10 protein-coding genes and 1 pseudogene are annotated in these 19,466 nt (G+C 41.4%); 2 read left to right on the forward strand and 9 right to left on the reverse strand.

Going from position 1 to position 19,466, the window contains the following annotated elements; translation table 11 throughout:
- Nucleotides 1–206: 206 nt before the first annotated feature.
- Nucleotides 207–2,768, forward strand: coding sequence for a hypothetical protein (locus I2I13_RS04155; protein ID WP_195648886.1), 2,562 nt, complete (start codon nt 207–209; stop codon nt 2,766–2,768).
- A gap of 144 nt (nt 2,769–2,912) precedes the next feature.
- Here I2I13_RS04155 and I2I13_RS04160 read toward each other — a convergent pair whose 3' ends face one another.
- From I2I13_RS04160 to I2I13_RS04190, 7 genes and pseudogenes are all read right to left on the reverse strand, one after another.
- The gene (locus I2I13_RS04160; protein WP_148364123.1) at nt 2,913–4,598 is read right to left on the reverse strand and encodes an arylsulfatase; all 1,686 of its coding nucleotides are present in this window, start codon (nt 4,596–4,598) and stop codon (nt 2,913–2,915) included.
- Nucleotides 4,599–4,635: 37 nt separating this feature from the next.
- Entirely contained in the window at nt 4,636–5,988 is a 1,353-nt protein-coding gene (locus I2I13_RS04165) for a sulfatase (RefSeq protein ID WP_195648887.1), read from the reverse strand.
- A 218-nt stretch (nt 5,989–6,206) separates the two neighbouring features.
- Complete coding sequence (locus I2I13_RS04170; RefSeq protein ID WP_148364125.1) at nt 6,207–7,226, reverse strand: DUF4973 domain-containing protein; 1,020 nt, start codon at nt 7,224–7,226, stop codon at nt 6,207–6,209.
- Nucleotides 7,227–7,246: 20 nt separating this feature from the next.
- Nucleotides 7,247–9,295, reverse strand: coding sequence for a RagB/SusD family nutrient uptake outer membrane protein (locus I2I13_RS04175; RefSeq protein ID WP_148364126.1), 2,049 nt, complete (start codon nt 9,293–9,295; stop codon nt 7,247–7,249).
- A 15-nt stretch (nt 9,296–9,310) separates the two neighbouring features.
- Complete coding sequence (locus tag I2I13_RS04180; RefSeq protein ID WP_148364127.1) at nt 9,311–12,400, reverse strand: TonB-dependent receptor; 3,090 nt, start codon at nt 12,398–12,400, stop codon at nt 9,311–9,313.
- Nucleotides 12,401–12,412: 12 nt separating this feature from the next.
- Nucleotides 12,413–13,918, reverse strand: a complete 1,506-nt coding sequence (locus I2I13_RS04185) for an IPT/TIG domain-containing protein (protein ID WP_148364128.1) — start codon at nt 13,916–13,918, stop codon at nt 12,413–12,415.
- 17 nt (nt 13,919–13,935) lie between these two features.
- Nucleotides 13,936–14,547, reverse strand: a pseudogene (locus I2I13_RS04190) (DUF1793 domain-containing protein); the annotation flags it as partial.
- Between the two features lie 279 nt (nt 14,548–14,826).
- Here I2I13_RS04190 and I2I13_RS04195 point away from each other — a divergent pair.
- Nucleotides 14,827–16,176 carry an ATP-binding protein gene (locus tag I2I13_RS04195; RefSeq protein WP_195648967.1) on the forward strand — a complete coding sequence of 450 codons (1,350 nt, stop codon included), beginning with the start codon at nt 14,827–14,829 and terminating at the stop codon, nt 16,174–16,176.
- Nucleotides 16,177–16,268: 92 nt separating this feature from the next.
- Here the strand turns inward: I2I13_RS04195 and I2I13_RS04200 are convergent, their stop codons facing one another.
- Together I2I13_RS04200 and I2I13_RS04205 are read right to left on the reverse strand one after the other, a co-directional pair.
- Nucleotides 16,269–17,330 carry a DUF4973 domain-containing protein gene (locus I2I13_RS04200; protein ID WP_195648888.1) on the reverse strand — a complete coding sequence of 354 codons (1,062 nt, stop codon included), beginning with the start codon at nt 17,328–17,330 and terminating at the stop codon, nt 16,269–16,271.
- A 22-nt stretch (nt 17,331–17,352) separates the two neighbouring features.
- Entirely contained in the window at nt 17,353–19,464 is a 2,112-nt protein-coding gene (locus tag I2I13_RS04205) for a RagB/SusD family nutrient uptake outer membrane protein (protein WP_195648889.1), read from the reverse strand.
- Nucleotides 19,465–19,466: the final 2 nt, after the last annotated feature.

The following is a 19,466-nucleotide window of genomic DNA, read 5'->3' on the forward strand; positions in this document are numbered from 1 at the left end:
AAAAGTAGAGAAGTTTATGCAAAAGGAAGGAAAAATGCTAATCAATAAAGAACAAAATCAGGTATATGTGATACTAAACAGGCATACAACACGCTCCTGTACTTTTATTTCTATCATGAATAGTTTTTTTCCTTTATTGAACAATATGTTTTCTATTTTTAGATCCATTTTCTCTAACTTTGTACTTTAGTTAAAAATCTATTGAAATGAGAAACAAACGAATTATTCTTCTGCTTTCTTTTTGCTTATCATTAATAGCAACATGGGGAGAAGTACCTCCCGCCAAGGTCATATTCCAACAATATATGAACCAGGCACAAACATTCGCCAACAACTTTCCACGGGAGAAAGCGTATTTACATTTTGATAATACGAGTTATTACGTCGGTGACACAATTTGGTTCAAAGCTTATGTCACCCTTGCCGAAAAGCAGACTTTCAGTCTGATCAGCCGCCCTCTGTATGTGGAGTTAGTAGACCAGACAGGGCATATAGCAGATAAACAAATTATCAAGCTGACACAGGGAGAAGGAAATGGGCAATTTATTCTTCCTCATTCAATGCTATCCGGTTATTATGAGGTACGCGCCTATACACGCTGGATGCTTGCTTTCGATGAGCCACAGTATTTTTCGCGCACTTTTCCTATTTATCAGCTTTCCAATAGTGATAAATTGGAACGTAGTATCACGACTTACGAACTAAGTTCGTCGATGAAGAACCGTCCGTCTGAAACGGAGGAGAAGTTTAATTTGCGTTTTTTCCCTGAAGGAGGACAATTAGTGGAGGGGGTAACTTCGCAAGTCGCTTTCAAGGCGGAGAGTAAAAATGGAGGGGACATTGAATTATCGGGAACGATCTATACCAAAGAAGGAACAGAGATCACCTCTTTCGAAACTTTGCACGATGGAATGGGACATTTTGAATATACTCCTTCCGCTCAACCCGCGATCGCTAAAGTCAGTTTTCAAGGAAAGAAATATGAATTCACACTTCCACAGGCATTGCCCAACGGGTATGTTTTAAGCACTGTCAGTAATGCCGGTGCCCTTTTGGTGAGAGTATCCTGCAATGCCGCCACTCCTCAAGACACATTGGCTGTATTTATCAGTCATCAAGGGCGTCCATCTATTCATCAGCTGATTAGTTGCCGGGCAGATGCTCCGCAGGAGTTTATTTTGCCCACCCGTAAACTACCGGCAGGTGTACTGCAGGTCAGCCTCATCAACCGGGCAGGTAATACATTGTGCGAACGTTTCGTCTTTGCCAATCCGCGTGCTCCCCTGCAAATATCGACGGAAGGATTGAAAGAAGTGTACGCTCCCTACGCTCCCATTCGTTGCGAATTGCAAGTAAAGAATGCTAAGGGAGAACCAGTATCCGGAGAATTGTCAGTCAGCATCCGGGATGGTGTCCGGTCGGATTACCTGGAGTATGACAACAATATTTTCACCGATCTGCTGTTAACCTCCGATTTAAAAGGATATATCCACCAACCCGGTTATTACTTCGCATCCCCGTCTCCGCGAAAGCAAACCGAACTGGATGTTTTATTGATGGTGCACGGATGGCGTAAATATGACATGAGCCAGACCATCTCTACTGCTCCTTTCACTCCGCTTCAATTGCCGGAAGCACAATTGGCACTGAACGGGCAGGTGAAATCAACCATTCTCAAAAATAAGCTGAAAGATATTGCGCTTAGCGTGATAGTGAAGAAGGACGATCAATTCATAACCGGAGGAACCGTGACCGATGAAAACGGTCGTTTCACCATTCCGGTGGAAGATTTTGAAGGAACGACGGAGGCAGTAATCCAAACCCGGAAAGTCGGTAAAGAACGTAATAAGGATGCTTCTATCCTGATCGACCGTAATTTCTCCCCCGCTCCGCGGGCCTACGGCTACAAAGAGCTTCATCCGGAATGGAAAGACCTGGCCTACTGGCAACAGAAAGCCGAGAGTTTTGATTCTTTATACATGGATTCTATCCGGAAGGTAGAAGGACTTTATGTATTGGATGAGGTGGAAATAAAAAGCAAACGCCGGCAAGGAAGTAACATGGCTACCAAGATCAGCGAGAAGAGTATTGATGCTTATTACGATGTACGCCGTTCGGTGGATGTATTACGCGATAATGGAAAGATTGTCACTACCATTCCCGAATTAATGGAAAAGTTGAGCCCGCAATTTTATTGGGATCGCACCAATGACAAGCATACGTATCGCCAGAAACCGATCTGCTATATTATGGATAATCACATTTTGTCTGAAACAGAAACTCAAATGATGCTGACCGAGGTGGACGGATTGGCTTCTATCATCATTAGCAAAGGTACCGGAGGTATTGATGACGACATCATCCAAAATACAAAGATGTCCGAGGTGACCGATAGTACAGGAGTCGATATAAGCAAACTGGATAAATATAGTGTTTTCTACCTGATTCCCCTGCCCAGACGCGATGTATTGAATAAAAACCAAAGTGCGGTACTAGGTACCCGGCAAACTGTTATCCAAGGATATACCCGTCCATTGGAATATTATTCTCCCGCCTACCCGACCAAGGAGCTGTATATGGACAAAGTAGATAAAAGACGGACGTTATACTGGAATCCATCCGTACAAGCTGATGAAAATGGGAAAGCGGTGATTGAATGTTATAATAATCAATATTCCACTCCGTTGATTATTCAAGCGGAAACACTGGGTAAAGATGGACAAATAGGAAGCATGAGGTATTCTACTATTAGCAAAATAGAACAATAATCTCTATTACGGATTAGTCAAGTTGGTATGTGAATATATTAATGGGGATGAAGTTATTCCTGACCCGGAATCCTTCATCCCCATTATTTGTTCAGTCCTCTATTAATCTGTTTTATATAAAACCCATTTTCTATGAAATAATTCTTATTTCTTTTTCTGTCCCGGATAAGGTTCTACCATACAACGTTTCGCCCATGCTTCATAAGCCTTTGCCATCTCTGCCACCTTTTCCGGATATTTAGCAGCCAGATCGTGTTGCTCACTACGATCTTCATTCAAGTTGTACAATTCCCATTGAGAGTTATTTTTCGGACGAACTAATTTCCAGCCATCATTAGACAGGAAAGCACGTTCGTTGAAGTGTTCGAAACCTAAATAATCATGTCCTTTACGATGTCCGGTCTTAAAGATCGGAAGCAAACTCTTTCCTTCCATAGGAAGAATATCATGTCCTTTGTACGTTGTAGGATATTCTGCATCCGCCAGATCAATACAAGTAGCCATAATATCCATCACATGGCCGATTTCAGACGTCATGCCACCTACGTTCTTTTTGATACCTTTCGGCCAGTGGGCAATCATCGGAGTACAGATACCTCCTTCATAAGATTTAGCTTTCCAGAAGCGGAACGGAGTATTAGCCACATTAGACCAGCGGGCTCCTAATGAAGCGTATGTAGTTTGTGGTCCGGGCAATACTTGTTTATTACGTGGGTAAATGATTTTCTTTCCATCACGGGTCATATCCGGACGGTCGTTCTCCCCACCAGTCATATTCTGGCAATCTTCATTACTGCACCCATTATCAGACAGGAAAAGAATCAATGTATTATCAAGCTGCCCGGTCTTTTTTAAAGCCTCAATAACCTGCCCGATACCTTGGTCTACACGGTCGATCATGGCAGCATGAACAGCCATGGCACGGGCATCCCATTCCGCGTGCGGATTGTCTTCCCATTTGTCATGAAACTGACGTTCGGACAAGAAATTATCCATTCCCGGGAAAATGCCCAATTGCTTCTGACGTTCGTAGCGGGCATTACGGATAGCTTCCCAACCTACTTTATAGGTATCCTTATATTTCTCAATATCTTCCGGCAATGCATGCAGCGGCCAGTGTGGTGCTGTATAAGCCAGATACATGAAGAATGGTTTGTCATCTTTTGCGTATTCTTCTACTTCCTGTACAGCACGGTCTGAAAGAGCTTGTGTGATGTAATACCCGTCGGGTACTTCTTTTATGGGTACCTCACCTTCTACCAGACTAAACGGATCAAAATAATCCACTACCCCATAAATAACTCCATAATGAGAATCAAACCCACGATTTACGGGATAATGACACAAATCAGAGAATGTGTCATGGAAAACACGGTGTGCCAGCCATTCGCGTTGATCTTTGCGCAGAGGAGTTTCTGCAACATGCCATTTTCCAACCATACTGGTGGTATATCCTGCTTCCTTCAATACTTCGGCAATGGTAACGGCATTACGTGAAAGTGTCCCACGATAGCCCGGTAAGTGAGCATCAAAGGTCATTCGTCCGATTCCGGCCTGATGCTGGTAAAGTCCCGTCAATAGGGAAGCACGCGTCGGACAACTACGGCTTGCATTATAAAAATGATTAAATCGTACTCCTTCTTGTGCCAGTTTGTCCAAATTAGGAGTATGAATCTCACTACCATAGCATCCCAAATCGGAGTACCCGAGATCGTCCGCAAGAATTACCAGAATATTAGGGCGTTTATCCGACTTTTTCCCTTTCGCTTCCGCTACAGAATTACCGGCAACCATCAAAGCAGTCGGCAATAGTAATAATTTAGAATTCATAAGTTTAATGTTGGTTTATAATTTGTTTTTCACTGTATTACTCTTTTCCTTTATCTTTATTCTCTTCAAACCATTTACATACTTTTTTACTTAACTTGGCTACAACTTCCGGATGCGACTGTGCTACATCATTTTTCTCGAACTTATCTTTTTCAATATCATACAATTGCGCATCACTTCCATCACTATTTATCAGCAACTTCCAGTTACCGCTGCGTATAGCCAGATGAGGACTTCTGTCATTCGGGTTTCCCGGTTTCTTAAAGAACTGATTTCTTCCGAAATCCCACATCAAATCTGTTTTACGTTTAGCTTTTGACTTACCTAAAAGAATTTTATCATAATTTTGTCCGTCTCCCTGATAGCCTTTTTCTGTTGCAATCCCGGCTATTGCACACAAAGACGGATATAAATCGACTGCACACAACACGCTTTCGCTATTCACTTGCCCGGCCTTTATCTTCTTGGGATATTTTATCAGGAACGGCATACGGATACCACCTTCATAAAGGCTGTTCTTGGTTCCTCTTAAATAAGCAGCACGAGCGGATTGAAAGCTGGGAGCCGGTCCGTTGTCACTAGTGAAAATCACGATTGTATTTTCTGATAATCCCAGCTCTTCCAGTGCTTTGATAAAACGTCCGATCTGTTTATCCATTTCAGCAAGAACAGGAATGAAGGCTTCTTCCGTATTCCAGCTTTTGTTTTCTTTTTGCTTAAATTCCGGTACCCAAGGGGTATGCATATCATCCGGCCACAGATTCAGGAAGAAGGGTTGGTCTTTATGACGTTTGACAAAGTCAATACTCTTATTTACAAAGTATTCGGTACGTCTCCAACGTTTTACACTGTCTTTAGCTGACCAGATCCAGTTGGTAGCAGTGATTGCCGGATCAGGGTCAGGGCTTTCATACGTTGATATATATTCGTCGAAACCATAATTCCTAATAGAAGGGGCATTGCGCACGTCGCGTCCGCCTCCCATGTGCCATTTCCCGATATGTCCGGTAGCATAACCTGCACTCTGAAAAGCACGTGCCATAGAAGGAGCCTTATCGTTTAGAAAGTTGCGTTGCTCACATTTTTTATTAGCAGCTTTCCCATTTAAAAAGGTGTTGATTCCTTGTGTTATAGGAAATGTCCCTGTTGTCAGTCCGCAACGGGAAGGTGAGCTGACCGGTGCCGAGGAATAATATTGATTGAATAATAATCCGTCCTGCGCTATCTTGTCAATATTCGGAGTGGGGACAAACTTACCTCCATAACAACCGATATCTCCGATTCCCATATCATCTATATAGATAATGACAACATTGGGTTTTGTCTCTGCCTGCATATTGACCACGGGTAGCAAAGCTCCGAGCCAAGGCAAATGTTTCTTGATGTTCATAACTATTTTGATTTAATTAACTGTACTTCTTGTCGTTTTTTGTGTGACTGACCTACAGAACAAAAGTAGAGAAGTTTTCTTTTAAAAAAGGAAAAATACAAATCAATAAAGGAAAAAAACAGGTAAACAGAGGTGAAAGCTGTCGGTCATAATCTATTATAAGCAAATAGGGAAGATATAATTTCCTATATCTTCCCTATTTCTATTTATTAATAGGATTACCATTCAACCTGCTGATCTTCATCCGGAATCTGGGTATTGATATTCCGCTGAAGCGTCATGCTTCCTTCCACTCTATATTTGATGGGAATGACTTCTATACCACTTCCACCATAGGTGAAATCCTGAAAATCGTATTCAAACATGATTTGAACATAACGACGTTCCAAATAAGGGCGTGTAGCATCCATAATCGATGTTTTGCTATAGATAGGTGTTCCTATCAATTTGAACTGCATTTCGTTATTGGGATCATCCGGTTCCATATCCAATGTTTCATCGTCCCTAAAACGCACATTGATTTTGTATTTCTTACGGATATCCTTATCCATGTCTTCATTAATCAGACCGGCATAAAAGAATACGGAATTGTTGTCTATCACATACGCGGTGCGCTTATCGGTCGTTCTGGCATTGGTATCGGGCTTACCATTGATATAAGTATACACTTTCATGGACGAAGCCGCATACGAACCTGAATAATCATTAAACGGAACCACATTCAACAAAGCTTTCGCATAGTTCTTGCGCGGATGACTTTGATAATTGTAAGACTCATCATCTACAATGGTTAGTGGTAAAACCCACTTTTCCAACATATCAATGCCTTGCAAATTGAAATCGATATTCAACTGTTCTACACACGAACCGGCAGGAATATGCACCGTTTCGGGGAATTCATATTTGTCCTCCTCCAGTTCCGTATACCACAGTTCCGGGCGATAAAGACTGAAACGCTCGATATTCAACGTGTGCAGTGTATCCTTATCCACCGCTATATGAATATCTCTGTCCTGTCCGTTCACTGTAGAGCCGCTGACAACTACAGGCAATTGATAAGTCACTTTCCCATCCTCCTTATATCTGACGTAGATAGTAGTAACACCATCGCCTCCGGAAGCGATAGGCGCTTTGAAAGAGACGTATTGTTCATACTGCTCATCTTCCCACTCATTATTACAAGCGGTTCCCAAGACGATGACAGCCAATAAACTTAAATAAATATATATATTCTTCATATCATATTCTTATTAGGAGATTAATCATTGTATGTCCATCCCGGATTCTGTGTCAACCGTTTATTGCGTTTCAACTCATCGTGGCTGATCGGCCAGAAATAGAGCTTGCGTGAGAAGGCAGTGGGCAAATCCGCAATTTCAATCGGAGTGTAGAATTGTTCTCTCTGCTCCTCTGTATCCGACATATAAAAGTTACATCCGTAATTTTTCTTGGATTCTTCCACTTCTGCATCTTTCCATCTGCGCAAATCGAAATAACGCTGTCCTTCTGCCATGAACTCAATCTGACGTTCATGTTTCAGTTTCGTACGGAACACATCCCGATCCTGATATTCTGTCATGGTATAATCGGGAACACCTGCGCGACGACGCACATCTCTGATGCCCTTTTTCATTTCATCAATATCACGTTTGACAGTATAACTAGTAGAACCGTCCCACGATGGAATGTTGTATGAAGATCCGTCTTCCAATTCATTCAAAGCTTCGGCATAGATTAACAGAATTTCGGCAAAACGAATGGCTGGCTCCGCTTTCGCTTTGATTTCTTTCCGATTCGTATCATCCGGATGTACATACTTCATGATACCGATGCCGGACCGCAAATAAACACCTGTACCGGAGAAACCGTCAGAATTGATGCCGTAATAATAGTTGACCTGCTTCTCAACGTCATTCTTATAGTCTGTTGTCTCTGCATTTTTCAGTAAAGACCACACGCAACCATTGAAAGAAACGGAAGCATAGAAACGAGGTTCACGCCATGCATATTCTTTCCACACTCCTTTCTTTAAATGAGGATATGTTCCTGCTTGTCCTTCCTTTTCAGTCACAAAACGGTTTCCAACCCGACAAGTGTCCAAAAAGGTTTGGCGATCAAACTCTGAACCGTCATACATATAGTAAGCGTCACACATCTTTAATGTCATACCGTAAGCATTACTTCCGTTCCCTAAAGTTCTCGGCATTTGAAGCTTCACCATTTCAACCAGGCTGTTACCTCCCTGGTTACGTCCGCGACTGAAAATCAACTCCGGATTTTGATACATCGCTAATGCACCATTAAAAACTGCCCGATAAGATTCATAAGGGTCTATATCACTATAACCACCTTCGTCCCATGTCTTCGTTGAGAAGTCATCGTCCTGGTAAGGGGCAATGGTAGCTGGATATCCGGGTTCGGCAATGTTAGTCGCCTTTTTATGATAGAGTTCATAGCGATGTCCGCTATTTTCTCCGGGAAGTTCCATCACATCTCTGGCCGCAGCAGCTGCTTTGGCCCACTTATATTCATTGTATTCCTGCGACATCAAACAATTTCCGTCGTAATCTACCATATCCGAGAACTTGTCCGCATCTCCCGGGCGGGGATTATTGATGGGACTAGCCGAATACAATAATGCTCTGGCACGAGCAGCCAATGCCGCTCCGCGCGTAGGACGTGCCACCTGGTTAATGGCACGGGTCAAGGGCAGATCTTTGGCAGCCAGAAGCATCTCCGATTCAATGTATTCCACACACTTATCATACGAACTGCGTTGAATGGCTAGATCATCATAAGTGGCAGTATAATCCAATCCCTCATCGGGCAGCAAGGGTACAGGACCGTATTTGCGTAACAACAACCAGTAATAGTAAGCACGGACAAAGCGCGCCTGCGCTTTCAGATCCGCTCTCTCCTCTTCCGTAAACTTCGTGTTCATGTCAATATTCTGAATGAAGATAGAGGCTTGGCGGATACCTTTATAACTATCATCCCATGAGTGCCGGTAACTCTCATCGTAAGTACCGGTCTTAAAAGTCTTATACCCTGCGAGACTATTGCCTCCGAAATAAATGTCATCGGCAAAATTAGTGATTGTATTCAGCATCATAGATACTTCCAGATTGTATCCTCCCAAATAGGAATAGGCATTTGCCAACCATTCTTCCGTGTTTTCCTTGTCAGTAAACACATCCTCCAAAGACCGACGGTCTTTGAAATATTTATCTGAGTCGAGTTTATCCGAACAAGCAACGGCAATCACGCTCAGCATAATACCAATATACAGTTTATATATCTTTCTCATTTTTCATGCATTAAATTAGATATTCACAGTCAACCCCAAAGTAAATGTTTTGGCAAGCGGATACTTCTCTCCGTTAGTACTTCCCATTTCTGGATCCCATTCTTTAAATTTGGCAAACGTCAGGAGGTTGGTACCAATGAAAAATACACGTATCTTATTAAACCGCATCTTGTTTACGATCGATTTCGGTAAGGTATAGCCCACTTCCAATGTTTTCAAGCGCAAATAAGAACCGTCTCTTAGCCAGAAGGTAGAGGCCCTATAGTTATTGTCGTTTCCTCCATAACTAAGACGCGGATATGAAGCGTTCGGATTCTCATTGGCAGAGATACCCAATGTGGCAGCTGTCTCCGCATCGACATAGCGGTCTTTCACCAGATTTGTCAGGACATTTCCCCACTGGCTACCACTAAAGGCATATACGGTAGGCCCGTTAATGAAGAACGAAGATTTGCCTGCCCCCTGGAAATGTGCATTGAAATCGAACCCTTTCCACTGCGCAGAGATACCAAACCCATAAATTAAATTGGGCTTCGTTGTGGCACCGATAGCCACCTCATCACTCGCATTGATAATTCCGTCTCCGTTAACATCCTTATATTTGATGTCACCCGGTTGAACCTTTCCCCAGTTGGTTTGCTGCGGACTATTGCGTATATCATCGTAGTCCTTAAACAACCCCAAAGCGATCAATCCCTTCGCCTGATTCACCCGATAACCGGCCTCTTTTTGATAAGGGTAAACCGCATTCATTTCATCTTTCTCCAGAATCTCATTTTTACTGTAAGTGAAATTACCGCGGACAGTCAGATTGACTTTTCCCAACTTCTGCTTATAAGCAAAGTTCCCGTCAAAACCTTTCGAAAGCACACTTCCCACATTCGCTTTCGGGTTACTATTCACCCCCACAATGCCCGGCAGATATTTACGTTCCATATAGATACCGTCACGCCGTTCATGGAAATAATCTACAGTAGCCGTAAACTTGTCGTTGAATAAGGAGAGATCCACACCTGCATCGTGCTTGGTTGCAATTTCCCAAGTAACATTATTGGATGCCAGTTGTGTATACCACATTCCTGTATAAACATTGTCCGAAGAATTGTAATCACTCCAAGTCCAGCCACTTCCATTATCATTAATCGTGTATAAATAGGGGAAACGTTCATTCATCTTGTCGTTACCCACTTTACCATAAGAATAACGCAACTTGAACATATTCATCCATTTCAGATGTTTCTTGACAAACTTCTCTTCCGCTATATTCCAAGCCAAAGAAAAAGCCGGGAAAAAGCCGAAACGGTGTCCATCCGCAAAATTTTCCGAACCATTATAACCAAAATTGAAATCGGCAAAGTAACGATAGTTCCAGTTATAGCTGGCACGACCTGCCAATCCCATGTGACGTTGAGCAACCCCATTTTTCACATCCGTTCCTATACCAACCGTGGTCCGATAAGCATCCTGACTATATTTCAATGTTCCACCCACATGATGCGCTTTGAACGCACGACTATATTGTAAGAATGCTTCCAAGAATTCGCGCCGCTCACCAGTAGAAGAACTGGTTTGTGCCATCGGTTTTTCTGCGTTCTGTTGCTTGTAAACCACATTCCCCTCATCATCACGGTCTCTTTGAGCGCGCCAAGTTTCCGGCATTCTTATCCGATCGATTTCACTCTGATTGTTTGTATCGAATCCGAAACGTCCCTCAAAGCGCAAACCTTTGGTGATAAAATCCAACTTTTGCTCCAAAGAGATATTGGTCTGAATCTTATTGTTCCAGATTTCCTTATAACCACTCTGTGTAGCAAGTACCCAAGGATTATTACGATTATCGTCCGTTCCGTGTGAAGGAATGTAACCGTTAGAGTACATGACGGGAATACTGATCGGGCTCTGTCCCATTAAAGAAGTCCATACGTTAGAACCCTGTCCCGGTGCATTCCGTTTCTTCAATGAACCGGACACCCCTACTTTGACAAGAGTACTCTTCGTAATGTCAATATCTGTATTCAAACGATAGTTCCAACGCTGGCTACTAGGATTGGTGTTGTAATCCTTGCGCATGGCCTCGTCTGTTTTATACATACCTTCTTCATTGACGTAGCTAAGAGACACGAAGTAACGTGCCGTACTGCCGCCACCACTCATATTCAAATTGGCACGATAAGTCATCGCTCCATCTTTCAACAGCACGTCCATCCAGTCTACATTCGGATACAAATCCTGATCAAGTCCCAACCGCAGAATCTCCATTTCATCATCTTGATACATTCTCTCCTGATTACGAGTAATTCGCGCTTCATTCATCAACATGGCATAAGTATAACCATCCGCAAATTCCGGCGTAATGGTACGCGCATTATAAGAGGTCTCCACCTTAGCATTAATCTTAATCTTGCCCTCCTTACCATGTTTGGTTGTAATCAGCACTACTCCATTTGCACCACGAGGACCATAAATCGCTGTAGTAGAAGCATCTTTCAATACAGTAAAAGATTCAATATCTTCAATATTGATTTCATCCAGATCACGTTCAAAGCCATCAACCAACACCAATGCAGCGCTATTGGCACCAAAAGTAGATATACCACGAATCCAGAATTCAGAGGTGTTCACACCCGGCTGTCCGGAAGTCTGCATGGCAAGCACACCCGGCACGTTTCCCGCCAACGCATTGGAGAGGTTGGCTGAAGGATTAGATTTTAAAACCTCGACATCTACGTTCGTCACGGCACCGGTCACGGTCAACTTTTTCTGTGCACCGGTTCCCGTGATAACCACTTCATCAATTTCCCTGGCATCCGATTCTTTCATCGATACATTGACCAAATTCTGACGTTTCACCAATACCTCTTGCGTATCGAAACCGATATACGAGAATACCAAACGGGAAAATTCCTCAATCTTAATTTTGTAACGTCCGTTGATATCTGTTATCGCTCCCAAGCCCGGCTTATCCTTCACTGTCACATTGACGCCGACCAACGGCTCTTTATTTGTATCTGTCACGACTCCTGTCACCTCAAATGTCTTCTCCTGAGCAAAAAGGGAAACAGAGACCAGTAACAGGCAAATCGTAATAAATTCTTTTACTCTCATGTGTTCTTCTTTTTATTGATTTTCTTGATTCTCACTGTCACTAGGTTCTGCTCCGACTAAATCGTCCGGAGCCTGCTCTTTGGCAATCTTCCGAATCTTATAATTTCCCGAATCGCCAACATAGAAAGTCTTCGTCGCCTCATCGTAGGCCAAAGCTATCGGTTTATTAAAACGAGCTCTCTCGCGTATCTCTCCGTTTTGCTTACCCCATTTATAACTAGTTGAAGAGGCAGAACCACGTCCGGCAAACGTCGAAACTATTCCATCCGGAGTCAACACTCGGATACAATGATTTTCTGTATCCGTAAAATAAAAGTCATACCAATCACTTTTATTAGCAGCCTTATATTCCTCATTGAGTACGAAAACACCTTGACCAGGTTTATTGATACGCGCATTGATACCTACAAGATCTTTATAATCAGCCCCACCGGATTGTCCGCATACGATGTACGGAGTCACCAGTTTTTTGGTTTCTTCATCATAATTGGAACGAAGGATATAATGTGACTCATGCATGATGATATAAATGTATTTCCCCGTTGGATGAGGGACCATACTGAAGTCAACCGTCTGATTAGGCACACTAAATGCCAGAAGGTCAGGCAATCCGGCTCCGTTAGGAACATTCGGATTGTTATTATAGCCGTTCTCTATAAAATTATATCTGTATACATTGCCCGTTGCACGATGATTGAAATAAAGCTCTCCCGTTTGTGGAAGAATCATAGATCCATTACAAGCATTGCCATGCGTCAAAGGCACCCAACTGGACTCTTTGAAATCCTGCCCATCGGCACTGCTGCCACGCTCTAAAATAATATTATTTCTATTCGTAGCACCATTATTTTGTGGGGTAGCCAATACCATATCTCCATCATTCGTCCATGTAATGGTCGTTGTACGATCAATATTATCCAATTTTTTGGAATAGATCATTTTCTTTTCCAAATCCAACACTCTTAAAGGTCTACTTTGATTATTTTGAGACAAATAAAGAATGTTAGGATGTTGGGGATCGAAAGAGAACCAGAAAGGATACTCTATTTTTCCACAATTATCGAACGGCCCAGTCTCTACGACATCTCCATTACCCAATTCGTCCACATCACCACATAAGTCCGTTACTACCATTTGCGGTTCATACTGGTATTTTTCAGGCAATATCACCGTTTGCTCACCAACTTTCACTTCGACAGTCCCTTCAAAACAGCTTTCCGGTGTAGAACAGTAAATACTGGTACCTTTGGCACTGACAACAATCGCATCTTTTCCACCTACCTTTACAGAAATGATAGAACGGTCTGTTCCAAAATTACTTCCATAGATAATCATTTTCTTTTTTCCACCTCCCGATTTAGGCGTAAAATCTGTCACCTCTACCGGCTGATTCGGATCGTAAGGCGCTGATGTCTCATCTTTACTATCTTTACAGCTACCAAGACAGACTGCAAAGATGAATCCCAACATCATGCACTGTAGCCCTATGCTCCCATGTTTCATAGTTTTACATTTCATAATACACTAGATTTAAATTATTGATTATTCTGAACTTTGTCCATTAATACCTTCATCCAGTATCCTCCGATTACTGAACGTGCTCTGAAGCCGACCCATCTGCCGCTGTCTGTATGATGCCAGTCACTGATAGGCACACGAGATACCGTTTCGTTGATATATTTATAGAGAGGATTAGCAAATTTCTGAAAAGTTTCTTTATCCGGAGACATAGCTGCTGTCCACATAATCCAGTCGGATTTTGTATACTCTTTGCGGGAATCTAGAGGAAGTCCATAAGGATTCTGTTTTGTCAAGTAATAGCTGATTTCTTTTCCGATTACATTATTAGGAAACAGATTCAGATTCCACAACTTATCCCAAACCATATTGTATTTTTGGCTCCAAGTGTTCTTACGGTCAAAAGCCAAACGGTAATGGTCGCCTTCATTTGCCATTTCCTCCCACTTCACCGCCATTTTCTTGGCTGTCGCTGCATACTTATCTGCCACATCATTCAAACCGAGCATACGAGCCATCTCGCTATATCCGGCTACGCCCATAATCGCTTTCACTGAAAGGTTGGCATTGTGCGCCCAATGCCCGGCGAAGTCATCCGTGCAAAGTTGGTTTTCCGGGTCCTGTCCAAACTAACAAATCTTATTATATCTATTTGATAATCTAGGTATTATAGATTTATGTATTGTTTCTGTATTGTGCTTTACACCTTTTTTGAGTAAAATCAAAGTAATTTTTCTCTCAATAAAGTCACTTATTTTCATTTTTTTATTATTCCATTTTCTTTCGGATGAGCTCTAAAAATGGCGAAAACATCAATAATAAGTATTGTAAAATTGCCTGTTCTTAATTTATTTCATATTTTTGCAACGGCGGTTGATTCAACGACCGTTGAGAAAAACTTATTGATTATGAAGTTTTATAATAGAGAGAAAGAAATTGCAGAATTAAAGCGTGTACAAGAGCTTGCATTTGGTCAAAACTCCAGAATGATTGTGGTTACAGGCCGTAGGCGTATTGGAAAAACCAGTCTTATAAAACAGGCTCTGAAGGGAACACCTACTGTCTATTTTTTCATTGGAAGAAAGGCAGAGAGTATATTAGTAGCAGATTTTATAAAAATAGTACGTGAGACATTATCTATTTTTATTCCGGATGGCATATCCAACTTTACTAATTTGATACAATATCTTTTCGAAATAGGAAAAACACGCTCTTTTAATATTGTCATTGATGAATTTCAGGAGTTTTATAATATCAGACCCGATGTTTTTAGTGATATGCAAAATCTTTGGGATGAATATCGGCAAGAAACTAAAATAAATCTTGTAATTAGCGGCTCTGTATATTCATTGATGCAAAAGATATTCACAGATCATGGAGAACCATTATTCGGACGTGCTGACAACATTTTATGTCTTCGGCCCTTCAATACCAAAGTGCTAAAACAAATTATGGAGGATTTTGCACCCGGGTATACCAATGATGACCTGTTAGCTTTGTATACATTGAGCGGAGGAATCCCTAAATATGTAGAGTTATTCTGTGACAATCAAGCGCTTTCTGTTGACCGGATATATGACTTCGTTTTTTCAGAGAATTCCCTGTTTATAGATGAAGGACGTAATTTGTTGATTACTGAATTTGGAAAAAATTACGGTATTTACTTTTCTATCCTATTAGAAATAGCAAATGGACATTATACACAAGGAGAAATAGAATCGGCATTAGGTGGTATATCTATTGGAGGCCATTTAAGTAAATTAGAAAATGTGTATAATTTGATAACTCGTGAGCGGCCTATTTTTGCGAAACCCGGTACAAAGAAGAATGTACGATATATTATTGGTGATAACTTTCTAAATTTCTGGTTTAAATACATTGAACGGAACCGTTCCTATATTGAGCTACAGAACTTTGAAGACCTTCGTCAACTAGCAAAAGCTGATTATCAGACCTATTCAGGTAGAGTATTGGAGAAATATTTTAAACAGAAATTAGCAGAGGAAGGAGGGTTTAAAGAAATTGGCTCCTGGTGGGAAACTAAAAGTTCTGCAAACAAGGAACGATTAAATTCTTTTGAAATTGATATTGTTGCTCTCAAATCAAGTGGTAAGAAAGCACTTGTAGCTGAGGTGAAACGAATGCCGGAGAACAATTATGTCCATTCGGCCTTCATGGAAAAAGTGGAGCATCTAAGACACAAAGAGATGGCAAAATATGATATTGAGACACGAGTTTTAGGGCTGGAAGATATGTAAGCCATTTACCGAGTAGGCTGCACTTCATATTGTGCAGCCTACTAACTATTAATCACTAATCTCTTTAAGGGAATAAAGCGGATACTTACAAATTACCATTCAATAGCCTGATCTTCATCTGGTACTTGGGTATTGATATCGCGTGACAAAGTCAATGTACCTTTTACATGATAGCGAATGATAGTGCCTTCTACTGGAATATAATTGAAGAAGTAATCTATGTTATTGATAATTACATAACGATGTTCCAAGTAAGGTTTTGCTTCATCCATGGATGATGAAATACGGAATGAAGGCATAATTTTTTCATTCACTTTGAATCCAATCTCTTCCGCATTATCGCACGATATGCTGACTGACCCGTTCTTGTCGCCCTTAAATTTGAATTTAATCTTATATTTTTTGCGGTCTGTATAATCTTCATCTACAATTCCGGCATAAATGAACATCGACTGTTCGTCTATTACATATCCTCTTACTGAAGCTTTCGTAATAGATTCAGCTGTTTCATTTATTGTGCCATCTGTATTTTCGCCCATCACAACTTTGTTAGTTAGTCCTGTTCCGGAGTAATCACCTGAATAGTCATTGAACGGAAAAATTCTCAATATTGCTTTAGCGTAATTTTTACGTGGATGTGCTTGATAACCGTAAGACGGATTGTCTACTATTTGTAATGGAAGTACCCATTTTTCAGACATGTCAATTCCCCGAAAATCAAACTTGAGGTCTAACAAACCAATATTTTGTCCTGCCCCTATCAGCATGTTTTCCGGATAGGAAACAAACGTTAACCTTTCATTTCCCATATCTTTATAGAATAAATCTGTACGAGTTGCAAAACGAGCCTTATTCAAAGTGTTCAACGTATCCGAGTCATGTGATATATGTATGGTAATATCTTGAGTATTATCAGTAGAACCACTGACAAGTACTGGCAAGCGATAACTGGACCTTCCTTCGCCACCTTCTGCATAATTACCTTCTATATCATGGCGACTATAAGGCACATAAATATTCGTGACTCCTTTGCTGTCTAAAGGAGAGCTAAAAGAGATGTAATGTTGATACTGTTCCTTTTCCCATTCTGAGTTACAGGAAGTTCCTAACACGATAATTGCAGCTAAAACTGCTAAAGTATATATCTTTTTCATATATCTGTCTCTACTTTTATAATTAATCATACATGGTCCATCCAGGGTTCTGTGTCAAACGAGAATTGCGTTTCAACTCACTGTGTTTGATTGGCCAAAGCCACAATTTCTCAGAGAATGTAGATGGAAGATTGTATACAGGGATAGCAGAATGGAATTCTTCTCTTTTGTCTTCAGCCACAAAAACATTACATCCATATATTTGCACAGCCTCTTCCGTAGGTGCGTCTTTCCAGCGGCGAAGATCGAAATAGCGTTTCCCTTCTCCCATTAATTCGATCATACGTTCACGTTTCAACGCTTTACGCATCTTATCAGCATTAGCATATACATCGTCACTATAGTCTGGTAGGCCGGCACGAATACGAACCGGATGAATACCCCGTTCCATTTGTGACTTGTCACGACTGATAGTATAGGTTATCGCTCCATTCCAAGAAGAAATATCATAAATTCCAGTTAACTCATTCAGTGCTTCTGCATAAAGCAATAAAATATCAGCATAACGGATAGCAGTTTCTGCTTTTGCGACATAATTACCCGGATAATCATTTGGGTGAACAAACTTCTTGATTCCTATACCTGTACGCAAATAGAAACCATCATTTCGATAACCGTCAGAACTTCTAAAATAGTACCAGACCTGTTGATTACAATCAGCGGGTTTGCTTTCAGTCTGGCTCAAGTAATGCCATGTACAGCCGTTGTATGCCACAGAGGCATAGAATCTTGGCTCCCGCTCTACATACTGTAAAGAAACATTCATGCCTGTTGAAGCCTGCTCATTGTCACCCTTATTAGGATCATATTTCCATCCGAGTTCTGTGTACTTACCATTTTTAAGATCTTGTAATCCGGTAAATCCAGTCCTGCGTTCACGGCTATCTACACGGTCTTCATAACCGGTAACTCCCATATACATACTATTCATACCCGGGCAGTCGGTTCCATCGTTCATATAATAAGCATCAAGCATTTTCTGCGTCATACCATGTGAGTTCCACCCACCATCATCTTTTGGCATTTGGTGAAGCACCATCATATTAATATCTGTCGCACCACGTGTAAAGATGAGTTCTTGATTATTAGCAGGCAATAACGTCCCGTCGAATATGTTACGATAAGATCTAAGCGGATCAATATTAGCCCAACCGTTGGGCCACTCTTTAGTGGAAAATTCCCCATCATCCGGTATTTTAACAGTCGGACGTTCGGAAGGCCCATTATCCGAAGTGGATTTGTTCACATGAACCAAGTCGTAAACATTTAAATCAAGAACATCCCGACATGCAGCAGCGGCCTTCGCCCATTTCTCTTCAGTATATTCCTGAGAGAGTAGACGATTACCTTGATCGTCTACTAATGCCTGCGCGTATTCATCGTTATTACCATTAGCAAATGGACTAGCAGCAAAAATCAGTGCATAGGCACGTGTCGCTAGTGCAGCCCCCCTAGTGGGACGAGTAACAGCATAATTATCTGTACGTCGGTCGTATTGCAATTCTTTGGCAGCCAGTACCATTTCGTTACTAATATATTGGGCCACTTCTTCATATGAGTTGCGTGGCGTAGCAATTTGTTCGTAACTTTCAGTGTAGTCTACCCCTTCATCCGGCATAACAGGCACAGGACCATAACGCCGTAACAACAACCAATAATAGTAGGCACGTGCAAAACGAGCTTGTCCCTTGTAGTCTTGAATCTCCCAGTCTTCCATTTCTTTACATTTGTCTACATTATGAATCATGACGGATGCTTGATAAATTCCTTTGTAACATGCTCCCCAAGCACCAGTATTATATGAGTTTTCATCATATTCTCCCAATTTGAACATATTATACGACAATTCATTTTTGGTAGCATCAATTGTTTTATCACGATCACCAAAATACATATCGTCAGCGAAACAGAAAGGATTAGTTCCGGGGTTTTTAGTCGTAACCTCTTCGTTTTCTCCTTTTAGAAATGAATAAGTATAAGCTAACCACTCTTCCACATGATCCTTGCTTTCGAATGTTTTTTCCAAGGTTAGACGATCTTTGAAATATTTCTCTGAATTTAGGTAATCTGAACAGGAGAGCATAAATCCTATTCCCACTATAGCTAATAGTAATATAAAAATTTTCTTTACCATAA

Origin of the sequence: Bacteroides sp. D55t1_190419_B8 (genome assembly GCF_015558905.1) — a bacterium.
Lineage (GTDB): Bacteria > Bacteroidota > Bacteroidia > Bacteroidales > Bacteroidaceae > Bacteroides > Bacteroides vicugnae.